Origin of the sequence: Bacillus sp. FJAT-22090 (assembly GCF_001278755.1) — a bacterium.
Taxonomy (GTDB): domain Bacteria; phylum Bacillota; class Bacilli; order Bacillales_A; family Planococcaceae; genus Psychrobacillus.
This window is the reverse complement of record NZ_CP012601.1, coordinates 734472-758140: the sequence shown is the minus strand read 5'-3', so window position 1 is coordinate 758140 and position 23669 is coordinate 734472. Positions and strand designations below refer to the sequence as shown.

The window sequence follows — 23669 nt, the reverse complement described above, 5'->3', positions numbered from 1 at the left end:
TCATCCCTGGATCTCAGTTATACTTCTTCCACCTAAATAAGCATGTCCCGTTTTGAGCTTTTCTACTGTTTTAAATCCGTATCTTTGATATACTTTTTCAACTCTTTCGTTGATTGGAAAGACCCATAGGTTTTCATAACATCTTTTTTCTATTTCAGTTTGAATAAAATGAATTAGCTCCCCAATCAATCCCCTACCTCTAAACTCTTCTAAAGTTGCTACACTCTCCATACGAGCTTGTTTATCATTTACAAAAATACAGGCAGTGGCACAGGCAATCCCATTATATCGAAGTATATAGTGTTCAAAACTTGGATGATTAAACTCTAGCTCAAATGCTTTTTCTCTCACTTCTTTACCTCCAAGCTCTTTTATACTACATTCAATTTGAAGGGCTTCAAAATAATTATGTTTATCGACACGTTCAATCACTATATTCTCGTTTTTCTCTTTTTCTAAAAGCTTTTTATCCCATAATTGAACTGGACTAATTAACTCCTCATATCCAAAGCTATTCTCAAGTAAAATAGAAATTAGCTCTTTTTGTAGATCTAAATTGTGTAGATAAAATCTTGGTATAATTTTTTTACTATTATAAAATTTCACTACTTCTTCCATTATGAAGGATGGATTTTCACTAAATTCACTAATATGTGCATGATTTGCATCATAATATGATGGCTGATTCTCATTATAAAATAATGATCCCCATTTTCTATCCTTACGCATTGAAAAAGTTTCTAAATAAGCAAAATCCAAACTAATAATATCTTGTAAATTCATCTCGTTTTCCTCCAGGATTATAAACATAAAAGCTACTTTTTATTAAAAAACCCTTTTCCTAGAGTCTCCACGCTTTTTGGAAAAACTGCATATAGCTTACTAGTCAGACCCATATACGAAGGCAAGTTAACTTCTCGCACAGGATAATCTATTGTTTTAATAATAGAAGTCACTACTTTTTCTGGTTGTAGTAGATGTTTACTAAGCTTCCCTCTATAAATGCCTGTCTGATCGGCTAAATCGAGGAATGGTGTATCAATTGGACCGGGATTGATCGTAGTTACGTGTATACCGAAATCTTTAAGCTCCATACGAATGGCATTGGCAAAACCGAGTATGGCATGTTTGGAAGCAGCATAAACAGAGGCTTTTGGTGTGGCAACCTTCCCAGCTTGAGATGCGATAAAAATAAAATGGCCGCTACCCTTTTCTTTCATTTTATCTGCAAAGTATTTTGTAAGTAACATCGGAGCAGTAACATTTACATTCATCATTTGTATCATGTTTTTCTCTTCTAAATCAGTTAAATATGCAAATGTTCCAACACCGGCACAATATATGATTGTATCAGGTGTCTCCATTTCCTGAAAAAGCTCCTTAAAAGATTGTTCTTTAGTTAAATCTGCATAGATGGAATGAATTCCAAGTTGATCTAATTCCTCCAGAACATCCATGTTTCGACCAGTTGCCCAAACGTCGTGACCATCAGCTTTCAGTTTTTTTGTGAGTAACAACCCAACCCCACTTGTTGCCCCGGTTATGAAAATTTTTTTAGGCTTGCTCATATAACAATATACCTTTCTCATTTTTTTGTTCCTTGATGTAACCCTCTTCCAATAAATAATCAATTTGACCAATTGTCTCTGACAAAGTCCAACCAAGTTCTTTTTCATATACTTTTGGAAACAGCTGTTGAGTAAGTTCAAAAATAGTTTTTTCTTCCTCTTTCATCATATCTAAAACTTTTAATGCTCTTTCTCTTTGTTTTTCAAGTCTATCCGTAATAAGTTGATGCACGTTAAATACCTCATTTCCGTGACCACTAAAAATCTTTTCAACAGGTAAATCTTGAATTCGTTTTAATGAAGCATTGTATTGGATCATTGATTTTGATCGTTCCGAAACTTTATCAAGGGGTGGTTCAATTAATGGATTGGAAGAAATCTTTTCAAGCACTAAATCACCTCCGATTAATACTCTATATTTCTCCGACCAAAAGGAGAGATGGCTTTGGGCGTGCCCTAATGTCTCTAAAATTGTGAAATCAGGATGACCTGGAAGAGAATCACCTTCTCTTAAAATCTTTTGTAGAGGTCGATTTCCAATAAAGTGTAAAGGTCTTTTCATTTTTTCAACCCATTGAAAGTAACTTTCTGGAACACCCTCTTCCTTTAAACATTGTAGATAAAAATCATCATGAAAGTGAAAGAATTCTTCATCTCTCGTTAGCCATGGTTCGTTATAAGCATGCCCTAATAATGTTGCTTGTTCAAATGCTTCTACCCAACCCGAGTGATCTGGATGATGATGGGTTAGCAATACTTGCTCGACATCTGAAAGCGAATATCCCGCTTCTTTAATTCCAGCCTTAATGGCTACTAATGCTTCTTCTGTTTTTGGACCCACATCTATTAAGGTGAGTGCATCGCCTTTTAATAAATATGCATTAACATCACCTACAGCAAATGGCGTAGGAACAATAATTTTATGTATAGTCATATGTAAACTCCTTCTAAATGAATGATGATTCATTATAATTGTACATTTTTTTAAAGAAGACGTCACTAAATTCAAGTTGACTTTTTATTGGAAGAGCCATATAATTTCATTAATTCAGAAAATAAAAGCTAAGATGAAGAATAGTACATATATGATGGAGTCAAGAGAGTGAAATGACCTGCTGCAATTTTCACCTCCCGCTCATATATCGAACCTACTTCGGAGCTACTATGCAAACATAGTCGTGACCTTCACGATATGAAGGGATAAGCTGTGCCGCATTGCGGCAAATCTAGGTGGTACCGCGGAGACATGCGTTTTCGTCCTTATTTATTAGGGACGGGAACGCTTTTTTTATTTTATAAGGAGGAGTTTTTATGACGAAAATTGTATTTGTCGGTGCTGGATCAATGGCAGAGGCTATCATTAATGGACTAACGAAGGAAGAAAAAGTTGCTCCAGAATTCATACATGTAATGAATAAATCAGATGTAGATCAGCTTCAGTTATTAAAAAAAACATACAATGTACAAATTGTATGTGAAGAGAAAAAAGCCCTTACGGATGCAAATATAGTTTTTTTAGCAATGAAACCAAAAGATGCAAAAGTTGCGTTTACTGAAATTGCTCCTTTTATTAATAAAAATGCAACAATTATTTCAGTTATAGCTGGTGTAACCATCCAAACTATTACAAATTATTTAGGGAGACGTCCGATTGCACGTGTAATGCCAAATACATCTGCAGCTGTTGGCTTGAGTGCAACCGCCATATGTTGGAATGACTTAGTTACCGAGGAAGAAAAAATATCCATCATACATTTATTAGAATCTATAGGAACAGTAAAAGCTGTCGATGAAGAGGATTTACATGTAGTTACTGCACTATCAGGAAGTGGTCCTGCCTACTTTTACTACTTTGCAGAACAATTTGAAGCTGCAGCAATAAAGCATGGTATGGATAAATCGGACGCGCGTCATTTATTTGTTCAAACGATGGAAGGCGCTGCTCAAATGCTTAAAACTGGTAATGCAGAACCTTTAGAATTACGGCGAAGAGTAACTAGCCCAGGTGGTACTACTGAAGCTGGTTTAGAACAATTGATACAGCATAATGTAAAAGACGCTATTTTTGCTTGTATCGATGCAGCTCAAAATAAATCCAGAGTGCTAGGAAAACAATATGAATAAGATAAAGAAAGATTCCGATTGATTATTGTAATCACTCGGAATCTTTTATTTTTATTAAGGAACCATTTTGCCATTCATATTCAGAAAAATCATCTGCGATAAATACTGGAAAAGGAAAATGATCAACCTGTGCCAACATTTCTTTTATATCTGATGGCATAAATCGTGCACTAATATGATTGATGATTAAATGCTTAGCATTCGCTTCCTTACATACATTTGCAGCATCCAAGATAGTTGAGTGACCATATTCCCTTGCAAGATTAGCCGTTTCATGATCAAACGTTCCTTCATGAATGATAATATCAGAACCATTACTTAGCAAAATAGAATTATCACAAAACCTTGTATCCCCCAAAACAGTTACCTGAAAACCATTCTTTGGTGTACCTGTCACTTCTGCACTCTTCACTATTCGACCATCTTCAAGTTCAATATCTAATCCTGCTTTTAATAACTTTAATAATGGTCCTCTTGGTACACGAAGCGCATCCGTTTTACTGATAAGTAGCTCGGGTGGTAGAGGCTTTTGAGTAATTTTATAACCGAAGCATGGAATGACATGCTCTAGTAATTTTGCTTCCACGATGAATTGCTCGTCCTCAAATACAATCCCTTCCTCTATCTCTATTATCGTTAGTGGATATTTGATATATGTTTTGGACGTGGTGAGTGTTAACTCTATCCATGCTTTGATACCTGATGGACCATAAATAGTGAGTTCTTCTTCTCCACCAAGGAAAGATCGAGACCCTAGCAACCCTGGGAGTCCATAAATATGGTCACCATGCAAGTGAGTAATAAAGAGTTTCTCTAGTTTTCTCGGTTTAAGAGTAGTTCGTAGAATTTGATGTTGAGTCGCTTCCCCACAATCAAACATCCAAAAAGCTCCTCTTTCTTCTAATAGTTTTAAAACAGTTGATGTTGTGTTGCGTTGTTTAGAGGGCATTCCTGCACCTGTTCCTAAAAATAATAATTTCATCTATCTCCACCTCAACTTCTATTCCATTCATCATAATGTTTGAATAAAATAACTGCAAACTTTTCCAGCTTTATTAAGTTTTCGTTACATTAAGCTATATCCATAACTTTTTAATCTTATTTCTGTATACTGTTTATTATTATACATATACAAATTATTCGAAAATTTGTACAAGCGACTTAAGAAAAATGAGAATAAGCTACATTATTACTATTGTTAATGCATGTATTTTTTATTTCAGCTAACAATAAATAGACACCTAGAAGGAGCGAACCACCTTTATGAATTTAGATTTATTGTTACAGCCATTAGGTATTTCTGTAAGCGACAAGGATAAATCTTTAGTAATAAATGGATTGTCTTTTGATTCTTCCAAGATCGATAAACATTTCATATTTATAGCAATTGCTGGCACGAATACGGATGGTCACCTTTTTATAAATGATGCTATAAAAAACGGCGCGGCTGCAATAATAGGGGAACAAGATATACAAGATTTAGATGTACCATACTTTAAAGTCCCTAATGCAAGGAAAGCGTTAGCAGTTTTAGCTAGTACTTTTCACCATAATCCAACTCAAAATAAAATAATGATAGGTGTAACTGGTACAAATGGAAAGACAACGACCTCTTATATGCTCAAGCATATTCTTGAATCACATGGTATATCCTGTGCGTTGTTTGGAAGTGTATCAACTGTAATAAATGGATTCGAAAACACGTCTACTCATACGACTTTAGATCCTTTAACTTTTCACCAACTATTATCCTTTAGCCATGATGAAATTGTGATTATGGAAGTGTCATCCCATGGCTTAACACAACACAGAGTTGAAGGCATAGAATTTGACTATTGTATTTTTACTAACTTAGAACCTGAACACCTTGATTATCACCAAAACATGGAGTCTTACTATTTAGCAAAACAATCACTATTTGATCATTTGAAATTAAATGGTGTCGCTATCGTAAATTCTGTTACTGAATGGGGCGAAAGATTAAGTTCCTATGTTTTATCAAAAAACAAAAACGTAGTAAAAGTTAATGGCAAAGACTCCGCTTATTTTACATCTGAAGAAGAGCTAATAACAACTTCAAATTCGGAGACAATATCCTACCCTCTTACAACATGTATGAGAGGCCAGCATAATGTTGAAAATGCCTCTTTAGCTTTTTTAACTTCTATTTCATTAGGTCTTGAACCTTCCTCTATTGTCGAAGCGCTTACTAATTTTGAAGGAGTCCCAGGAAGATTTCAGTTATTCTCTCACCCTTCAGGTGCTAATTTTGTAATAGACTACGCACATACAAGCAATGCTTTTTATCATATTCTGGATACTGTTCATTCTTATAAGCCTCGAAAAATTATACATGTATTTGGATTCAGAGGGAATCGAGATGTTCAGAAGAGAAAAAATATGATTGACATTTCAACAAGCAATTGTGATGTAAGTATACTTACATTCGATGATCTAAATGGTTTAACTCCTGACCAAATGATAAATGAACTAACTCAACTCAATTTAAAGAATAAATGCATCGTAATCCCTGATCGTACATTAGCTATTCAACATGCATGGGAACTAGCACATGACCAGGATTGGGTAGTGATTACAGGGAAAGGCATAGAAGATTACCAACAAACGTTCTCTTTACCAACTAAGTCTGATATGGACACACTACATTTTCTAAATCATTCTTTATCCTTCCAAAAGGAGCATTTATAGAATGCTCCTTTACAATTTATGATCATCTAAAAAGTCTTTACTAAAGCTTGTTTTCGATTCTAAAGAAGGATTCTTTTTTAATTTAATTCCTCTCTTGATTGTGTCTTTTCCGAACTTTTCCTGTAGCTGTTCAACTAGCTTCAAGATTGGTTCTTCTTTAGCATGTTCTTCAAAGTTGAAAATCGATAATTGTTCTACATAATCACCTTTATCATGTACATTATTCACTGTCACACCTAAAAGTCGTATAGCCTCTCCATTCCAAGTAGAGTGAAATAAGGACTTTGCTAACTGATATATCTCACGTTCTTCGAATAGACGGTTCTGTACAGTTTTGCTTCTCGTCTTATTTTTCCAATCAGCATCGCGAATATGAATGTTAATAGACTGTCCAGCAAGATTTTTAGCCTCTAGACGGGAAGCCACTTTTTTGGAGAGTTTCAAAATTACCTTGTTTAGCTCGTCCGGATTGGTTTCATCATAAGGTAGGGTAGTGGAATTGCCAACGCTTTTTGTATCAAAAACGGAGGTTGGATCTACATCGCGATTATCTACACCATTTGCTCTTTCCAAAAGTCGCAAACCAACTTTACCTAATCTTTCTTTAATAACTCCAGTTTCGATAGTAGCCAAATCACCAATGGTTTTAATGCCTAACTCTGCAAGTTTGTTTGACGTGCTTTCACCTACCCCATGCATTTCAATAACAGGAAGAGGCCATAGCTTTTCAGCAACTTCTCGTTTTCGCAGAACGGTAATTCCCATTGGCTTTTTCATATTAGAAGCAGTTTTTGCTAAAAATTTATTGGGAGCTATTCCGATTGAGCTAGGTAAATCCAATTCACTTACCAATCTATTTTGAATAGATTCTGCCAAACTTACTGCGTTTCCTGAAAGATTTAATTCACTTACATCCATATACCCTTCATCGATCGATACAGGTTCCACAAGAGGTGTATATGAACGTAATATATCAAACATAGCTTTAGAAGCAATACGATATCTTTCAAAGTTGGGAGGAAGTAAAATAATCTCCGGGCATTTACGTTTCGCTTCCCAAACAGACATTGTCGTATAAACACCTTTAGCCCTTGCCTCATAAGAGCAAGTTACAAGGATGCCTCTGCGTTCCTTTGGGTTTCCAGCAATTGCGATTGCTTTTCCTTTTAATGAGGGATCATACGCCTGTTCAACAGAAGCATAGAAACTATTCATATCTATATGAAAAATTATTCTATTTTTTCTCTTCAACTAAATACCCCCTTTAAGGAAAAAAGGCAGCTATAATTAGCTACCTCAGACTGTAGACAAACTCGAATTTATATAGGATAGATCAGATTTTCCGAAACTTTCTGCTCGCTTTTCGCTGGCGAGCGCCGATCCGCTTGGTCGCTCTACACTGAGGGCACTGAAAAAGTCCTCTATGAGATTTCATAACAGTATGTTGGACCCGTTAATTTCCGTTCCAGGCGGACGCTTTCCGCCGGCATGGCTTCAGCCGCTTCCCTCGCTACGCTCTGTCCAGGGTCTTCAGCTCATGCTATTCCGGCTGGAGTCGTCGCCTTCCACTCCAATCAACTATTTTCCGCTTTTGAATTAGAAAACTCTTATGTCATTAATAGAGAAGTTTTAATCAATAAAATCTATTCAAATAGTATTAATAGAAAATCGTTGAAAAAGGCGACACTCCTGCGGGAATTGAGTTAGCCGAAGACCCCGCAGCGTAGCGAGGAGGCTAAGGCAACGCCCGCGGAAAGGGAGCCGTTTCAACGATTTTCTAATTTGTCGGACGATTTTATTTAGTGTAAAGTCAAATTCTATAGACTTTTCAGTGCCTTCGCTATGCTCCTGAAGGGTATCGTCTGTCTCGCTTTTCCCGCAGGAGTCGAGCGGAGGATTCTCCAAACTTATAGACAAAAATCAAAATAATGAATACCAATTAGCCAACTGCCTTTTAACTTCAATCTGAAGTAGCTATAATTAGCTACCTACTTCCTCTTTTTTTGCTGATTCTAAATAGGACTGAATATCTTTGATCCCGTCCAATGTTCGAACTAAAATGGATGGTTCAACAATCGTAATCATTCGATTTTCTAAATTTGCAACACCAGTAAAATACTGCGTTTTTGTATAGTTTACTAAACCAATTTGCTTAATATCTACTGATGGTATATCTAGTATTTCTTTGGCTTCCTTCACTAGAAGTCCAATGGACATATCTTGTGTATGCATCGTTATAACTCGTGAAGATTCAAAATCTGCACCATTACGATTATATAAAATTTGCTCAAAATCGATAATTGGCACAAGTTCGCCTCGGATTTTCATTAATCCAATTAAATAATTTGGTAAATGTGGTATTGGATTAATATGCTCTAATTTTTCAATAGAAATAACATGTTCAATAGGTACAGCATAATCTTCATTCCCACATTGAAAGACAACTACTTTCTCACTACTCAATAATAGACACCTCCTGTAAGAATTATTCTGCAGCTACTCTTACAATTTCGACAAGTAAATCTGCAAGCTTTTCTAGCTCTTCTACTGGCATACGCTCGTTAGTTGTATGAATTTCTTCATAACCAACCGACAGTATAACCGTTGGAATACCAAAACCAGCAATTACATTAGCGTCACTACCTCCGCCACTTCTCTTAATATCGGCAGTTCTTCCTATTCTTTCAACTGCTCGTTTCGCAACCTGTACTACATGATGATCTTCCTCAAAGTGGAATCCAGGATACATTAACTGGGTTTCAGTCTCAGCCGAACCACCGTTATTAGCTGCAATCTCAGCAAAAATTTGAACCATATGTGCTACTTGAACATCAAGTTTTTCTTTGTTGATGGAGCGTGCCTCGGATAAAATGTGAACTTCATCACAAACGATATTAGTAGCTTGTCCACCTTCAAAACGCCCAATGTTAGCAGTGGTTTCTTCATCGATACGACCTAGCTTCATTGCTGAAATTGCCTTGGAAGCTAGTGTGATTGCTGATATTCCTTTTTCTGGAGCTACTCCTGCATGTGCAGTTCTACCCTTTATAGTCGTCCAAAGTTTCGATTGGAACGGTGCTGCTGTTACGATACCACCGACAGTTCCATCGCTATCAATTGCATAGCCATATTTGGCTGTTATCATGGATGGATCCAATTCTTTTGCACCAACTAAACCGCTTTCTTCTCCAGCAGTAATAACTACTTGAATATCTCCGTGTGCGATGTTTTCCTCTTTTAATCGTTTGATTGCTTCAAATAGAGCAGCGATTCCTGCTTTGTCATCAGCCCCTAAAATCGTAGTTCCATCTGAATAGATATAGCCATCTTCTTTTAAAACTGGTTGAATTCCTTTACCAGGTACAACTGTATCCATATGAACGGTGAAATATATACTATCTACTTCTGATTTTTGACCTTTTAAAGTTGCTATTAAATTTCCTGCACCGTGTCCATTTCTAGTGTGGGCATCGTCTTGGACAACGGAAAATCCAAGTTTCTCTAATTTATCAATTAAAACAGGTGCTATAATTTCTTCGTGTTTTGTTTCTGAGTCAATTTTAACTAGTTCAAAAAATTCTTCTATTAAACGATTCATCTTGTATTTAGACTCCTTTATAATGGTATATTTCCATGCTTTTTCTTCGGTCTAGTTTCTTTTTTATTTCGCATCATTTCTAATGCTTGAATAAGTTTAATACGAGTTTCACGAGGATCAATTACATCATCTACCATTCCCATCGATGCCGCAACATATGGATTCGCAAATTTGGAACGATATTCCTCTATTTTCTCTGCGCGAACTTGTTCTGGATCTTTGCTATTTGCAATTTCCCTAGCAAAAATAATATTTGCTGCTCCCTGTGGCCCCATAACTGCAATTTCAGCATTTGGCCACGCATACACTACATCTGCACCAATTGATTTGGAGTTTAACGCAACATAAGCACCACCATAAGCTTTACGTAGAATAACTGTCATTTTCGGGACAGTTGCTTCTGAATAAGCAAAGAGTATTTTAGCACCGTGACGTATTATCCCACCATGCTCTTGTTTAATGCCTGGGAAAAACCCTGTCACATCTTCGAAGGTAATAATCGGAATATTAAATGCATCACAGAAACGAATAAAGCGTGCTGCTTTATCAGATGAATCTATATCCAGACCACCAGCCATTACTTTTGGTTGGTTACAAACAAGACCAACTACTTCCCCTTTAATACGAGCTAAACCGACTACGATATTTTTAGCAAATTCTTTTTGAACCTCTAAAAAAGAGTCAGTATCTACTACTTGCTCAATCACTTTTCGAATATCATATGGACGAATTGCTTCAAATGGGACGATATCAGCTAAATCAGGTCTGTCATCATTTTCACTAGTTACTTCCACTATTGCTGGTTTCTCTTCAAAATTTTGCGGTAAATAACTTAGAAGTAAACGGACACTTTCTAATACTTCTTCTTCCGTTTTCCCACGGAAATGCGCATTACCACTAATTGTATTATGTACTTTAGAACCTCCAAGATTTTCTGCTGAAATCTTTTCACCGGTAACCGTTTCAATCACTTTTGGCCCTGTAATAAACATTTGACTTGTTTCATCCGTCATGAAAACAAAGTCTGTAATTGCTGGAGAGTATACTGCTCCACCTGCACACGGGCCAAGAATAACGGAAATTTGAGGGATTACACCAGAATAAATAGCATTCCGATAAAAGATTTGTCCATATCCATCTAAGGAAACAACACCTTCTTGAATACGAGCTCCACCTGAATCGTTTAGACCAATAAACGGCGCACCATTTTTTGCAGCTAAATCCATTACATTCGCAATTTTTAATGCATGCATTTCTCCGAGTGCCCCACCGAAAACAGTAAAGTCTTGGGAGAATAAATAAACTGGTCGACCATTAACTTTTCCATAGCCAGTAACTACCCCATCACCTGGGCCTTCCAGCTTGTCCATACCAAAATCAACCGTTCTGTGTTGTATAAAAGGATTTAACTCCACAAAAGAATCTTTATCAACGAGTAAGTCTATTCGTTCTCTTGCAGTGAGTTTCCCTTTTTCGTGTTGCTTTTTAATGCGAGCGTCTCCGCCACCTAATTCAATTTTTCGTTTGCGATCATATAAATCATTAATTTTATCATAAATATCCATATCTTTATTTCGCTCCCCCTGTTTTATCACATAATTCATATAAAACGCCACTTGAAGCTTTCGGATGTATAAAAGCTACTTGTGCCCCATGAGCACCGGCTTTAGGTGTTTCTTGAATGAGCCTTACCCCTTTTTCTTTTAGCTCATTTAAACGTTCTTGAATATTGGATACACCGAAAGCAATGTGATGTATTCCTTCTCCTTTTTTCTCAATAAAGGAATGAATTGTGCTTGTTTCATCTAATGGTTGAAGTAATTCTAGATTTACATTACCACTATCAATGAAAGCAACACGAACCTTTTCAGTAGGAACTTCTTCAATATGTAATAGTTTTAACCCCAGTGTTTCTGTATAATATGGTAGAGTTGCTTCTATACTCTTAACAGCAATACCAATATGATCTACTTTTTCCATTGTCTCACACCCCATATTTTGACTATATAATCTATTGTACATATTTCAATAAGAAAAGCGCAAGCGCATATGTTGCTCCGACAAGCAACGTTCTTCTGCTACGAGCTTTGCTCAGAACAAATGATGAATGGGGAGGAGGAAGCTTATCAACCACCATTGCCTATTAAGATTTTACCTCGAGGGGCAATGTGCTGAAGACTGGACATTTAATAAATAGAAAAGTTTTGCCTTCTCATCGGTAAATTAAACGCTACCTCTTGTGATTTTTTTCGAATTTGTTAAAATAAAAGTAATTGTAAAAGGAGAGAAGTTCATGCGTAATCAAACATTTCGTAAAATCGTAATCTATTTAATGATCTTTGCAATGGTCGCTTCATCACTACTTTTTGGATTAAGTTTTATCTTATAATGTTCATAAAAAAGAGCGGAGGCAATCAATTGCTCCGCTCTTTTCGATGACATTATTAAATTTCTTCGCAGTGCTCTTCAAACAATGCTTGAATATGAGTGATAACTGACATTGGATCATGTCCTTCTATTTCATGGCGACCTACTTCAGCTACTGCCTGACCATCTTTTAATAAAACAAACGATGGAGAAGATGGTAAATGATCTTCACCAAATAGATTGCGGGCTTGTTGAGTTGCTAATTTATCTTGTCCTGCAAAAACTGTTACTAAATGATCCGGTCTTTTATCGTAATGAATTGCGTTTGCTGCTGCAGGACGAGCGATACCTCCAGCACATCCACAAACCGAATTCACCATAACTAGAGTTGTTCCTGGGCGCGCAAAAGCAGAATCAACTTCTTCTGGAGAAGTTAGTTGCTCATATCCACTAGCTTCCATTTCTCCACGAGCCTGCTGAACCATATCATTCATTAATAAATTAAAATCCATCATATTCATATCAAAACACTCCTTTTCAATTAATTTTATATTAGCAGATTATTGCTTAGAATTCGAGGAAAATAACTCTTCAACTGCTTGCGAAACTGTTACTTGCCCATCCCTTACTAAACCTTCTAATTTAGCCATATTTTGTTTTTTATCGGTAGAAGAAAAAAAGTCATCATATAATCGATCCACAATCATTGTTTTAAACCAAGCGACTGTTTGTTCTTTTCTACGATTTTGCCAAACATTATTCGAAAGCATTTCTTTCTTAAACGTTTGGATGGTTTCCCAAACTGTTTCTAAGCCTGTTTTGTACAACGAAGAGACTGCTAAAGCTGGTGTCGTCCAGTTAGGTGAAGCTGGTGCTAAAAAATGCAGGATTTGTTTATATTCCGCTACAGTCTTTTTAGCTAGTTTTTCATTTGACCCATCTGCCTTATTTACTACAATGGCATCAGCCAGCTCCATTATTCCTTTTTTCATCCCTTGCAACTCATCACCAGCACCAGTTAATGCAAGTAGTAAAAAGAAATCTACCATCCCTCGAACGATTGTCTCGCTTTGACCAACACCTACTGTTTCTACTAAAATTACATCGTATCCTGCAGCCTCACATATTAACATCGTTTCTCTAGATTTCTTATGAACCCCTCCCAATGTACCAGCAGATGGAGAAGGACGAATAAAGGCATTTGGATGTTTTGCAAGCTCTTCCATTCTAGTTTTATCTCCCAGTATACTACCTCCTGTTAAAGAGGAACTTGGATCAATAGCTAGCACGGCGACTTTATATCCTTGGTCACATAGCATTTTTCCAAAAGCTTCGATAAATGTACTCTTCCCTGCACCAGGCACACCTGTAATACCTATACGAATCGTATTTCCCGTATAGGGGAGTAGTTCTTTCAAAATCTGTTGTCCTATTGTTTGTTGGTCAGACACAGTGCTTTCAATGAGAGTAATCGTTTTTGCTAAATGTAATCTGGAGCCATTTAGAACTTCTTGAACATATTCTGCTTGATCTATAACAAAAGGTTTCTTCTTTGAAAATTTTTTTACAGAAGCTTTTCCCATTCCATCGTGCTGTGACTTTATACCACCCATCACATGCATTGCCGATTGGTTTGTCTTATCCGTTTCAGCCATTAGCCCTCCACTTCCTCATAACCCAATCTTTTATAGATTTCTTCAATTACTTTTTGAGCAGCAACTGGAATTACAGTACCTGGTCCAAAAATAGCTGAAGCTCCGTTTTCACGTAAGAATGCATAGTCCTGTGCAGGTATTACGCCTCCTACTACGATCAATATATCTTCCCGACCAAGCTTAGCAAGTTCCTCTTTCAAAGCAGGAACTAACGTCATATGGCCAGCTGCCAATGAGCTAACGCCAACTACATGGACATCATTTTCAACTGCTTGTTGCGCAGTTTCAGCTGGAGTTTGAAATAAAGGACTAATATCTACATCAAATCCTAAATCAGCAAATGCAGTAGCTATAACTTTTGCACCTCGGTCATGTCCATCTTGACCCATTTTTGCGATTAAAATTCGAGGTCGTCTTCCTTCATTTTCTCGGAAATCTTCAGCCATTTGTTTAACAGCTTCAATTTCCTCGGCATCATTAAAGTTTGCACTATATACACCACTCACGGAACGGATCACCGCCTTATGTCTTCCTGCTACAACTTCTATGGCATCTGAAATTTCTCCAATTGTTGCACGATATCTAGCAGCAATTACCGCGGAAGCTAGCAAGTTATCGTTTCCAGTTCGAGCAGCTTCGGTTAATGCCAAAAGTGCCTCTTTTACAGCATTTTCGTCACGTTTTTCTTTTAACTGAGCAAGTCGTTCCATTTGCTTTTGGCGTACGACTGTATTATCAATGTTTAATATGTCGATTGCATCTTCTTGTTCTAATCTATATTTGTTAACGCCAATAATTATTTCTTTGGAAGAATCTATTTGTGCTTGTTTTTTTGCTGCTGCTTCTTCTATTTTCATTTTAGGTAGGCCAGTTTCAATAGCTTTTGCCATTCCACCAAGCTCTTCTATTTCTTCAATTAGTGCCCAAGCTTTTTCCATCAGTTCATTTGTCAATTTTTCCACATAGTAAGAACCGCCCCAAGGGTCTATAACTTTGGTCATATTCGTTTCTTCTTGTAAGAATAGCTGAGTATTACGCGCTATCCGTGCTGAGAAATCAGTTGGAAGTGCAATCGCTTCATCTAATGCATTCGTGTGTAGGGACTGTGTATGTCCCATTGCTGCAGCATTTGCTTCTACTAATGTTCTTGTTACATTATTAAATGGATCTTGTTCAGTTAAACTCCATCCAGAAGTCTGAGAATGTGTACGTAATGCTAAAGATTTCGGGTTTTTCGGATCAAAACTCGACATCATTTGTGCCCAAATTCTACGTGCTGCTCGCATTTTAGCCACTTCCATAAAATAATTCATCCCAATAGCCCAAAAGAATGAGAGTCTAGGTGCGAAAGCATCAATGTCTATTCCTGCATTCAGGCCCGTTCTTACATACTCCAAACCATCAGCTAAAGTATAGGCAAGTTCAATATCCGCAGTAGCTCCCGCCTCTTGCATATGATAACCAGAAATAGAAATGGAATTGAACTTTGGCATGTTTTTAGCAGTGTAAGAAAAGATATCTGCAATTATTTTCATCGACATTTCAGGTGTATAAATGTATGTGTTACGAACCATATATTCTTTTAAAATGTCATTTTGAATTGTGCCTGCAAGTTGTTCTGGTGTTACCCCTTGCTCCTCTGCTGTTACGATATAAAAAGCTAATATTGGCAGTACTGCACCATTCATTGTCATAGAAACAGACATCTGATCAAGCGGAATTCCGTCAAACAATATCTTCATATCTTCTACTGAATCTATAGCAACCCCAGCTTTCCCAACGTCACCTGTTACTCGTTCATGGTCAGAATCATAACCGCGATGCGTAGCCAAATCAAATGCAACTGATAATCCTTTTTGCCCCATTGCCAAGTTACGTCTATAAAAAGCGTTACTTTCTTCTGCTGTAGAAAACCCTGCATATTGGCGTACTGTCCATGGTTTCGCTACATACATCGTTGGATAAGGTCCACGTGTATTCGGAGCTATCCCCGGAAGATCTTGAATGTGCACTAAATTTTCTATATCTGATTCATTATAAGTTTGTTTTAATTCAATACCTTCGTTCGTCAAAAAGGATATTGATTCATTTTTAAATTGCTTCGTTGTTCTTTCTAGAACTTTTACGATGTTCACATCTGAGTATTTAGGCATTTTCATGTGAAACCTCCTGTTTAGCAAGTGCTAACAATTCATTACCTTTTTCCAGTAGTGATTGTCCAGCATAAATTCTTCCGAAGAGTCCTACTTCTAACCAATCTTCATATTCTTCAAATTTTCCTGCAACATCGATAGGAACAGATAACTTCTCTTTTAATAATGCTGGAACTAGACCAGTAGTTTGCTCATCGTTTCCTACAAATACAACATAATCTATGTTCTGTTCATCAATCCACTTTTGCAAATCGAATGGTTTTAAGTTTTCCGGTGCTATCAAAGGTGAAATACCAATTGCTATTAAAAATCCACTTACAAAATCCATTCGAGCTTTGTATTCCTTGAGGATTCCGTATGGGATAATTGCTGTTTTCAAACTGTTTTGAAGGAAAGCTTTTCTCAATAATTCGAAAGGCTCTGCTAGGCGTAAATAATCCGTAGGTTTAATTGGATATATCAATGAATCATCTGGATTAGCATACACGTTTGTTCCAATGAGAGATTTTTTGCGAGTAGATAAGTTTTCTATTTGCTGATCCCATTTAGCCTCCGCTCTTTCTTTTAACTTTTGATTTCTTTCATTTAATGTATTTTCAGACATTAGCTCTAGAAAGTATGCCCAGCTTTTTTCTACTAGTTCATGCGTAAGCTTTTCTATAAAGTAAGAGCCTCCTGAAGCATCTAATACTCGATTAATGTGAGTCTCTTCTTTTAGAACTAATTGCATATTACGTGCAATACGTTTTGACGTTGATTTTGCACCAGTCAAATAATCATGTGGATAAGTAGTAATACTGTCTGAACCTCCAAGAACTGCAGAAAGTGCACTATTTCCTACCCGAAGAATGTTCACATTAGAATCTAATGCCGAAAATGAACGTAGAGAAGTTTCGGAATGAATAGGAATTGGATCGATATCTAAAATTCCATGTGCTTCTCCAAAGGCTTTCCAAAGAATACGAAATGCACGAAGTTTTGCAATTTCCATAAAGAAATTTGTATCCACAGAAAATTGGACAAAAGCTTTTTCGCTAAGTTTATCTATGTCTATTGAGGCTACAAATGTATCTGCTTGTACTAGAACACTCGCAAGCTCACTTATAGCATCTCCACCTTGTTTGTGAACAGTAGAGGCATCCAAAAAATAAGTTCGAGCATTTGGAAAATCTTTTTCTTTTCCATCTGCACCTTTAATCATTCCATTTAAATCAGTAAAGTTATGTAAAAAAGATGGATTGCTCGTAACATCGAGTAAAACAGTATGTTCCTTAAACAAGAGCTTTAGTTCCTCTAGTTCTGAACCTTCCCAACTATGTTGAGTATCTACTGTATAAAAAATTATTTCATTACCCTTTGAGATCGACTCTTTCAGGTCCTCTAGTATCTCCTTACTCGTATTACCTGTAACTGCTTGTGCAATCAGCCAGTCAGAGGAACTCTTAGAATCTCTTATTATAGAAGTTTGATTTGAAGGAATATTAGTTAAATCAGCTAAAGTATAAAGCGGTTTCAAAATGATATCTTCCAACGTTTTAGTTGATAAAGATTCAAATGGTTTATTTTTTAATGTTTTAATTGCTGCTTGTTCCCAATCCGTAATTGTAGCAGGATTAAATGTAGTTTCTTTCATTTTTTGTATTGTCATATAATCGCTTACGCTTCCCCCTTTGCAATCTAAACATTGCTATATATATTTTAACTGACTACCAGGGCATTATAAAGAAGAACTTCCTTAGTGATCACAAAACAGCTCTTCTCTATAGAAGAGCTGAAGTAAATCACTCGATTGTTCCTGTACTTTTTAATGCGACATCAACAGTTACATCAAAAGGTAATGTGGGATAAGCCTCTACCCACTTTTTAAATGTATCTTTATGGTTTAGCTGCATTGTTCTATACCTCAGGCCAAATCCAAAAGGATCTAGCTTTTCTTTTTGAAGAGTAGTAAATAATTTCTCTAGTTCCTTTTTTATTTCTTTCGCAGCCAATTTATTATAGTTGTCTAAATTTTTTAGAGATAAATTTTTATTTGACTGGCTTATTACACCGGACATTTTAACATTAATCTTAATAGAAGTAGGTTGTCCATTTTCCTTCATTATTTTATATTTCATCTTAGTGGTACCCATATTTAATACTAAATTTAAACCGTCAGTAGTTATTTTAAAACTATATCCAGGAATACTGTTTGCAAGTGAATTGAAATCTCTTGTTAAGCTTGATGGCAATTCTAATGGCTTAGTTTTTTCTTTTACTATCACTGATTTATTTACTATTAGTTGAGTACCTGTTTCGTTTGCTTCTACTACTGGCAAAATTGGATCAACACCTTTTCCATGATAATCCCTTCTAAATTCATAAAGATAAGTTGAGACAATATAGGGACTTTCGGTGCCAGTATTACCGAAAAACTTTGTAAGGGGAGATGCTACCGGAGCTTCCCCTTTTGGCTCTGTTCGAAGAATTGCTTCTGCAGAAGGTTTAGCTGCCGCTATCCAAGCGATGAATTGTATATCACCTCTTCTAACTAAATAGTCCATAAAATCCTTTAATTCCTCTTCTAAGAGTGACTCATTTATTAATATTATTTTAGCGTGTCCAAACTCTAAAACTTTATCAGTATGTGTTTCTAATATTCGAATCGCTTCTTCTAGATTTTCACCATCATGAACTAAATATTGATAGCTTGGTTCTTTTTCTTGTTTAATTTGAGAAACAGGAATAGCTAATTTTAGTGTGATTCTATATTTACCATTTTCTTTCTCGGAAGGGTCAATTCCAATCCCAGTTACAAATATTCGATTATCAATATCTTTAAAACCGCAGCCTGAAAGAAAGATTGTAAAGACAAATATTATTGCTAGAAATTTTATATGTGCCATTAAGAATTTGACCTCCGTTTAGCAAATAGCAAAATACTGATTAAAATGACATAAAAAATTGGTAAAGTATTATAATAATAACTGGAGTATTTAAATAATTGATATTCATTTATTTGCCGTGTGGAAATGATTCCCATCACACCAAACAAAAAAACAAATAAATAGGATGTAAGGTTCTTGCTTTTCCATTTTAACTTTTTAAAATGAAATATACTCTCAAACAATTTAAGAGAAACATGCCAGTGAATCAATAGGCTGATAAAAGCAACGCCTAAAAATACAATGACAAACACGAAAATCACTCGTTCAATTATTCCATATCTCAAACGTATAGAATCACTAGTAGATACCCAAGGAAAAGTAAGATTTTCGATTTGTTCGAAGCCATTAAAACCAATAGGAATAAAATACGTAGTAAATAAACTAAAAATACCGACCAAGCCTAAAAATATTACTTGTTTTATGCCAATTCTTTGGGTGATATTCATAAACTTGTTAAAAATTATTATATTCACTGCCCCTATAAAAACATATGTAGACGCTGAAAAAGCACTATAACTTGGTTTTTGATCGATGTGCATGATAGCTACTTTTACAAAATCCCATTCTAACTGAGGGTCTGAATAAGCTTTTATTAACAATATGAAAATGACAGGTAAAAATAAGACCAATACGAGCTCAGTTGTATAAAGAACGCTTTTTTCTTTCATTAATACACCAAAAGAGGCAATCAATATGAATGCAAGAGTGGTAATTGTAATTGAAGTTTCAAATGACAAAAACGTATTGAACAAAAACACATAAGTTACAAGTGTTATGAGTCCAGCTATATACCAAGAAACAGCAAAATAAAATAAAACAGGATAATAAATCCATTTGGAAGTGCTTTGCTTTAATATTTCAGGTAAAGTCATACTAGGAAAATAGCTAAACAAGTTAATTACTACAGTTGTTAAGATAACTCCAGCGATGACCGCAATAATCATAGAGATTATTACTCCATTTTTACTCTCACTCATTAAAATTTTCGGTACAGAGGCAATGATATTCGTAACCATTGTGACAATAATTAAGTAATAGAGATAGCGGCTCATCCAGTAGTATTCACCTCTTTTTCCTTCTTCTCACTCTTCCAATTCATTTTTAAGTAAGGTTCTCCAAAACTTCTTTTGTTTGTCAAAAACATTAAAATCCCAAGAGAGCCTAACATTAACCCTATTGTTCCAAAAAGCGTTGTAAAAATAAGCAACATGTATCTACAGATTCTAATAGAAAAACTCATTTCACTGATTGGAATTACAAAGCTCGTAATAGCAACAGCAGACACAATAATAATCATTATGTTAGAGGTTAATGCAGCTTCTGTAGCAGCAGTACCTAAGATTAATCCACCAACCGTTGTAGCAGTTGCACTAATGGCTTTAGGCAACCGTATACTTGCCTCAACAAGAAACTCCATAAATATAAGCATTAATAATACCTCTATAAAAGACGGATAAGGTATCCCAATTCTACTCCCCGCAACTGTCAGTGCTAATTCGGTTCTCAAAATGTCAGGAGTATACGACGTCACTGCTACATACATGGCAGGCAAGATTAGGCAAGCAATCAAACCAATATATCGGAGAATCGAAGTAAACGTAGTTATCCAAAAAGTATGATAATTATCTTCCATGGAAAGCATAAAATCGAAAAATACTACAGGTGCTATTAAAGCGTGAGGACTCCCATTTACCATAAGAACAACTTTACCCGCAGCAAGATTATAGGATATCCGATCAGGCCGCTCCGTTAAAATGAGTGTTGGAAAAAGGGAAATCTTTGAACCATTTAGGTGTAGCTGTAAATCTCCTGCGGATTGAATAAGAGATACATCTATGCCTTTTAATCTTTTTTGAATATTTTGTAGGACCGATTGATTTACTGTCTTTTCATCATAAATAATTGCTACCGGTTGATGAGATTTATCCTTTAATTGATGTAATTCAAACTTTAAGGAAGGCTCGTGATAACGATGTCTGATAATGTTCAGATTCGTTTCTATATCCTCACTTAGAGCTAATTGAGGACCATAAACAGTTGGCTCCATTAATGTTTGTTGTACAACATTCGAATTAACAAATTTAATATCTAAAAGATAAAAATTATCCTCTATTGCAACTAAAACATGTCCTTTCGTTATTTCAATCATCAGTTCTTCCCCTGATTTCATTTCAATTAAGTCAGGTAAAGATGCAATATACGAATTATAATTTGTACATGATTTAATCTCAAAAAAAGGTTTAATGATCATTTCATGTAGTTTAATTCCATTGACAACTGTTTTTAAATAGAAAATGTATACTATATTTCCTTCCATTTGCAATGGTATTAACATAACATCAATGGAAGGACTAAACTTATCTGATAACTGCTTCATTAACTCTGGCGGATTCGTTTTCTCATTTGTATTCAATTTATACACCTCAATTAATGAGAATCTGTAATACGTATAGGTTATCCGAAAGAACAAAATCCTATCCAAGTTATTAAATTTATTAAAGCAATAAATAGTAAGAAATCGTCGATTTCCGTTTCAGGCGCTACGCTTTCCACGGGCACGGCCTCAACCTTCTCCCTTGCTCCTGAGCAAGCTCGTCGCAGAAAAAAATTGCTCCTGCGCAAGCTCGTCGAAAAAATTAATTTCGATACGCTCAGTCCGGGTGCTTCGGCTCGTGCTGTTCCCGTAGGAGTCTTCGCACCTTCCACTCCAATCGACTAGTGTTGACTAATTTAAAAAGTGTTGAGTTTCTAAATCTTCTAAGACGTTGAGGTGTTGAATATCATTCTGACTAAAAACCAAATTAATGAACGTGAACAACTTGAAAAACGAAGCTGATTCAACGACACATTTAGGAAGGGTATGTGGAGGAAGCGGAACATCTACGTATTATGTGGAAGTAAAAGAGATATATGCTAAACGCAAAGAAACAATTGAACGCGTCTTTGCTGATGTGAAAGAAAAGCATGGTATGCGTTGGACAACCTTTCGGGCCCTTAAAAAATTGTCTATGCAAGCGATACTTACTTTTGTGCGATGAATTTGAAAAAGCTCGCCACTTGGACATGGAAGCTGCCTAATGCGAGTTGAAAACGTCTCGTAGCGATGACTCACACATAAAATTCAGGGGAAATTTGAACTTAAACCTTCAAAATTGACAAAGTACCCCTAAAGAACTCTCGGGGTACTTTGTATACAGTCTGAACCCACTTCGATTAAAATGGGTTAGTAATATATAGTTCTCAACAAATCTAATTTAAGTTTTTCTCATAAATAATCCTGCGTATACTAACAGAGTTCCAAACATAATTAAAATGCCAATATATACAGACATCATGGTAGGTATTAAAAACGCCCCTATGATTATTGTGGAACGGGCAATCAGATCTGCACCGCTAAAAGAAAAGTTCGTGAACGCAGAATAAGAACCTCTTTTGTCTGATGGAATCATATTCGCTTGCTCAGCGTTTCTAACTGGAGAATAGATTAATTCTCCCATAGTTGCTATCAAATTAAACAAGATTAGCACATAAAAAGTATTAGCTGAAGTAACTGTTACATAACCGATACCATATATGATCAAGCCAATCAATAAAACGTTTTTATTACTAAATTTATCCGTTAGTTTATTGATTAGAAACGTAAAACATACGACAAGAAGCATATTCTCAATATTAAGTATGCTTAACATTCGAACACCAGCAATCTCAAAGTTTCCTATATGTACAGATTCAAACGTCTCTGCTAATCGAACACCTATATAACTGTTTAACGAAAACTCCGCTGCAAAAATGAACATGGATCCTATAACTACTTTCACAAAGGGTCTGTCTTGAAAAGCAACTTTGTAGTTTTGAATTAAATCCAAAAACACATTTTGATGTTGCTTTTCTCTTCTAATGGTATGCTCATCAATTAACCAAATTTGATAAGCAATTGGTAATATCGTTGAAGTAATCGTTAGCAATACAAATAATTCTATTTGATGATGCAAATATAACAAACCGCCTAATGCAGCACCTATAGCCATTGATAAATTTACGAGCCAGTAATCGAGTGCATACACCTCTTTTCTGTTTTCAGGAGTGGTCGAATCGATAATTATCGCGTGCATCGCTGGACGTCCAAGGCTACTTGTCACTATGTATAATGTGTAAGCAAAGGCAAAAATCGAAATGATGTTGTCTCTAGGATATAAACTAATTGTCATCAACAAAAAAAGGAATGCACTAATAGATGAAGTTAGTACTAATACTCTTTTTCGTGGAAAACGATCCGAAATATAGCCCCCGATAAGATTCACAAAAAAACTAATGATTACAGTAAAAACTAGAAAGAGTCCTGCCCATACCTTATTCATTTCTTGTGCAAAAAATAGTGCCATAAAAGGCATTACTGCGGAGGATACCGCGCGATTAAAAAATGAAGTAATGAGACGAACCTTAATATTTTGCGGATAGTTCTTCCAACCCATGTTGTTCCCCTCCTCTGTCTTTAGTATATTAAACTAGACTAAGAAAAATAAAAACGGACAAATAATTAATCTATGTCCACTTTAATAGGAGGATAG

The 23669-nt window shown here is 35.9% G+C and carries 20 protein-coding genes, 1 pseudogene and 1 other annotated feature; of the genes and pseudogenes, 4 read left to right on the top strand and 17 right to left on the bottom strand.

All coding sequences use genetic code 11. From position 1 onward, the window contains the following. Genes AM499_RS03835 through AM499_RS03825 form a run of 3 tightly spaced genes read right to left on the bottom strand, consistent with a single transcriptional unit; the run spans position 1 to position 2502 of the window. The gene (locus AM499_RS03835) at positions 1–783 is read right to left on the bottom strand and encodes a GNAT family N-acetyltransferase (RefSeq protein WP_053588962.1); all 783 of its coding nucleotides are present in this window, start codon (positions 781–783) and stop codon (positions 1–3) included. A 32-nt stretch (positions 784–815) separates the two neighbouring features. Beyond that, positions 816–1568 carry an SDR family NAD(P)-dependent oxidoreductase gene (locus tag AM499_RS03830; RefSeq protein ID WP_053588961.1) on the bottom strand — a complete coding sequence of 251 codons (753 nt, stop codon included), beginning with the start codon at positions 1566–1568 and terminating at the stop codon, positions 816–818. After that, a complete protein-coding gene (locus tag AM499_RS03825; RefSeq protein ID WP_053588960.1) occupies positions 1555–2502 on the bottom strand; it encodes an MBL fold metallo-hydrolase in 948 nt (315 codons plus the stop codon). Before AM499_RS03825 ends, AM499_RS03830 begins: the two co-directional genes overlap by 14 nt. Positions 2503–2623: 121 nt before the next feature. Next, positions 2624–2833 (top strand) — a binding site (T-box leader). Between the two features lie 46 nt (positions 2834–2879). Here AM499_RS03825 and proC point away from each other — a divergent pair. Beyond that, entirely contained in the window at positions 2880–3692 is an 813-nt protein-coding gene (proC, locus tag AM499_RS03820; protein WP_053588959.1) for a pyrroline-5-carboxylate reductase, read from the top strand. A 31-nt stretch (positions 3693–3723) separates the two neighbouring features. On the opposite strand, the gene rnz is transcribed toward proC, so the two are convergent. After that, positions 3724–4674 carry a ribonuclease Z gene (rnz, locus tag AM499_RS03815; RefSeq protein ID WP_053588958.1) on the bottom strand — a complete coding sequence of 317 codons (951 nt, stop codon included), beginning with the start codon at positions 4672–4674 and terminating at the stop codon, positions 3724–3726. A 281-nt stretch (positions 4675–4955) separates the two neighbouring features. On the opposite strand from rnz, the gene AM499_RS03810 reads away from it, so the two are divergent. Beyond that, positions 4956–6401 carry a UDP-N-acetylmuramoyl-L-alanyl-D-glutamate--2,6-diaminopimelate ligase gene (locus AM499_RS03810; protein WP_053588957.1) on the top strand — a complete coding sequence of 482 codons (1446 nt, stop codon included), beginning with the start codon at positions 4956–4958 and terminating at the stop codon, positions 6399–6401. Positions 6402–6410: 9 nt separating this feature from the next. Here the strand turns inward: AM499_RS03810 and AM499_RS03805 are convergent, their stop codons facing one another. The 5 genes from AM499_RS03805 to mce form a co-directional block, all read right to left on the bottom strand. Then, positions 6411–7652, bottom strand: coding sequence for a DNA polymerase IV (locus AM499_RS03805; protein ID WP_156316739.1), 1242 nt, complete (start codon positions 7650–7652; stop codon positions 6411–6413). A gap of 729 nt (positions 7653–8381) precedes the next feature. Continuing rightward, complete coding sequence (locus AM499_RS03800) at positions 8382–8864, bottom strand: chemotaxis protein CheW (RefSeq protein ID WP_053588956.1); 483 nt, start codon at positions 8862–8864, stop codon at positions 8382–8384. 22 nt (positions 8865–8886) lie between these two features. Continuing rightward, on the bottom strand, positions 8887–9999 hold the full coding sequence (locus tag AM499_RS03795) for a M20/M25/M40 family metallo-hydrolase (protein WP_053588955.1): 1113 nt from the start codon (positions 9997–9999) through the stop codon (positions 8887–8889). Positions 10000–10016: 17 nt separating this feature from the next. After that, entirely contained in the window at positions 10017–11564 is a 1548-nt protein-coding gene (locus AM499_RS03790; protein WP_053592086.1) for an acyl-CoA carboxylase subunit beta, read from the bottom strand. A 4-nt stretch (positions 11565–11568) separates the two neighbouring features. Then, on the bottom strand, positions 11569–11979 hold the full coding sequence (gene mce, locus AM499_RS03785) for a methylmalonyl-CoA epimerase (RefSeq protein ID WP_053588954.1): 411 nt from the start codon (positions 11977–11979) through the stop codon (positions 11569–11571). 313 nt (positions 11980–12292) lie between these two features. On the opposite strand from mce, the gene prli42 reads away from it, so the two are divergent. Beyond that, positions 12293–12388 carry a stressosome-associated protein Prli42 gene (gene prli42 / locus AM499_RS21565; protein WP_156316738.1) on the top strand — a complete coding sequence of 32 codons (96 nt, stop codon included), beginning with the start codon at positions 12293–12295 and terminating at the stop codon, positions 12386–12388. 55 nt (positions 12389–12443) lie between these two features. Here the strand turns inward: prli42 and AM499_RS03780 are convergent, their stop codons facing one another. The 7 genes from AM499_RS03780 to AM499_RS03750 all read right to left on the bottom strand — a co-directional run bounded on the left by AM499_RS03780 (position 12444) and on the right by AM499_RS03750 (position 21514). After that, the gene (locus AM499_RS03780; protein WP_053588953.1) at positions 12444–12887 is read right to left on the bottom strand and encodes a BrxA/BrxB family bacilliredoxin; all 444 of its coding nucleotides are present in this window, start codon (positions 12885–12887) and stop codon (positions 12444–12446) included. Positions 12888–12926: 39 nt separating this feature from the next. Next, positions 12927–14021 carry a methylmalonyl Co-A mutase-associated GTPase MeaB gene (meaB, locus tag AM499_RS03775; protein ID WP_053588952.1) on the bottom strand — a complete coding sequence of 365 codons (1095 nt, stop codon included), beginning with the start codon at positions 14019–14021 and terminating at the stop codon, positions 12927–12929. Continuing rightward, positions 14021–16180 carry a methylmalonyl-CoA mutase gene (scpA, locus tag AM499_RS03770; protein WP_053588951.1) on the bottom strand — a complete coding sequence of 720 codons (2160 nt, stop codon included), beginning with the start codon at positions 16178–16180 and terminating at the stop codon, positions 14021–14023. Before scpA ends, meaB begins: the two co-directional genes overlap by 1 nt. Further along, on the bottom strand, positions 16167–17822 hold the full coding sequence (locus tag AM499_RS03765; protein WP_053588950.1) for a methylmalonyl-CoA mutase family protein: 1656 nt from the start codon (positions 17820–17822) through the stop codon (positions 16167–16169). The genes scpA and AM499_RS03765 overlap by 14 nt, the downstream gene beginning before the upstream one ends. Positions 17823–17955: 133 nt before the next feature. Continuing rightward, complete coding sequence (locus AM499_RS03760; protein WP_053588949.1) at positions 17956–19059, bottom strand: Ger(x)C family spore germination protein; 1104 nt, start codon at positions 19057–19059, stop codon at positions 17956–17958. Further along, the gene (locus tag AM499_RS03755) at positions 19059–20153 is read right to left on the bottom strand and encodes a GerAB/ArcD/ProY family transporter (RefSeq protein ID WP_053588948.1); all 1095 of its coding nucleotides are present in this window, start codon (positions 20151–20153) and stop codon (positions 19059–19061) included. Before AM499_RS03755 ends, AM499_RS03760 begins: the two co-directional genes overlap by 1 nt. Then, on the bottom strand, positions 20150–21514 hold the full coding sequence (locus AM499_RS03750) for a spore germination protein (protein WP_231687520.1): 1365 nt from the start codon (positions 21512–21514) through the stop codon (positions 20150–20152). The genes AM499_RS03755 and AM499_RS03750 overlap by 4 nt, the downstream gene beginning before the upstream one ends. A gap of 416 nt (positions 21515–21930) precedes the next feature. On the opposite strand from AM499_RS03750, the pseudogene AM499_RS21160 reads away from it, so the two are divergent. Continuing rightward, positions 21931–22189: pseudogene (locus AM499_RS21160) on the top strand (transposase); the annotation flags it as partial. A gap of 166 nt (positions 22190–22355) precedes the next feature. Here the strand turns inward: AM499_RS21160 and AM499_RS03740 are convergent. Next, positions 22356–23573: an MDR family MFS transporter gene (locus tag AM499_RS03740; protein ID WP_053588946.1), complete on the bottom strand. Its 1218-nt coding sequence runs from the start codon at positions 23571–23573 to the stop codon at positions 22356–22358. Between the last annotated feature and the right edge of the window lie 96 nt (positions 23574–23669).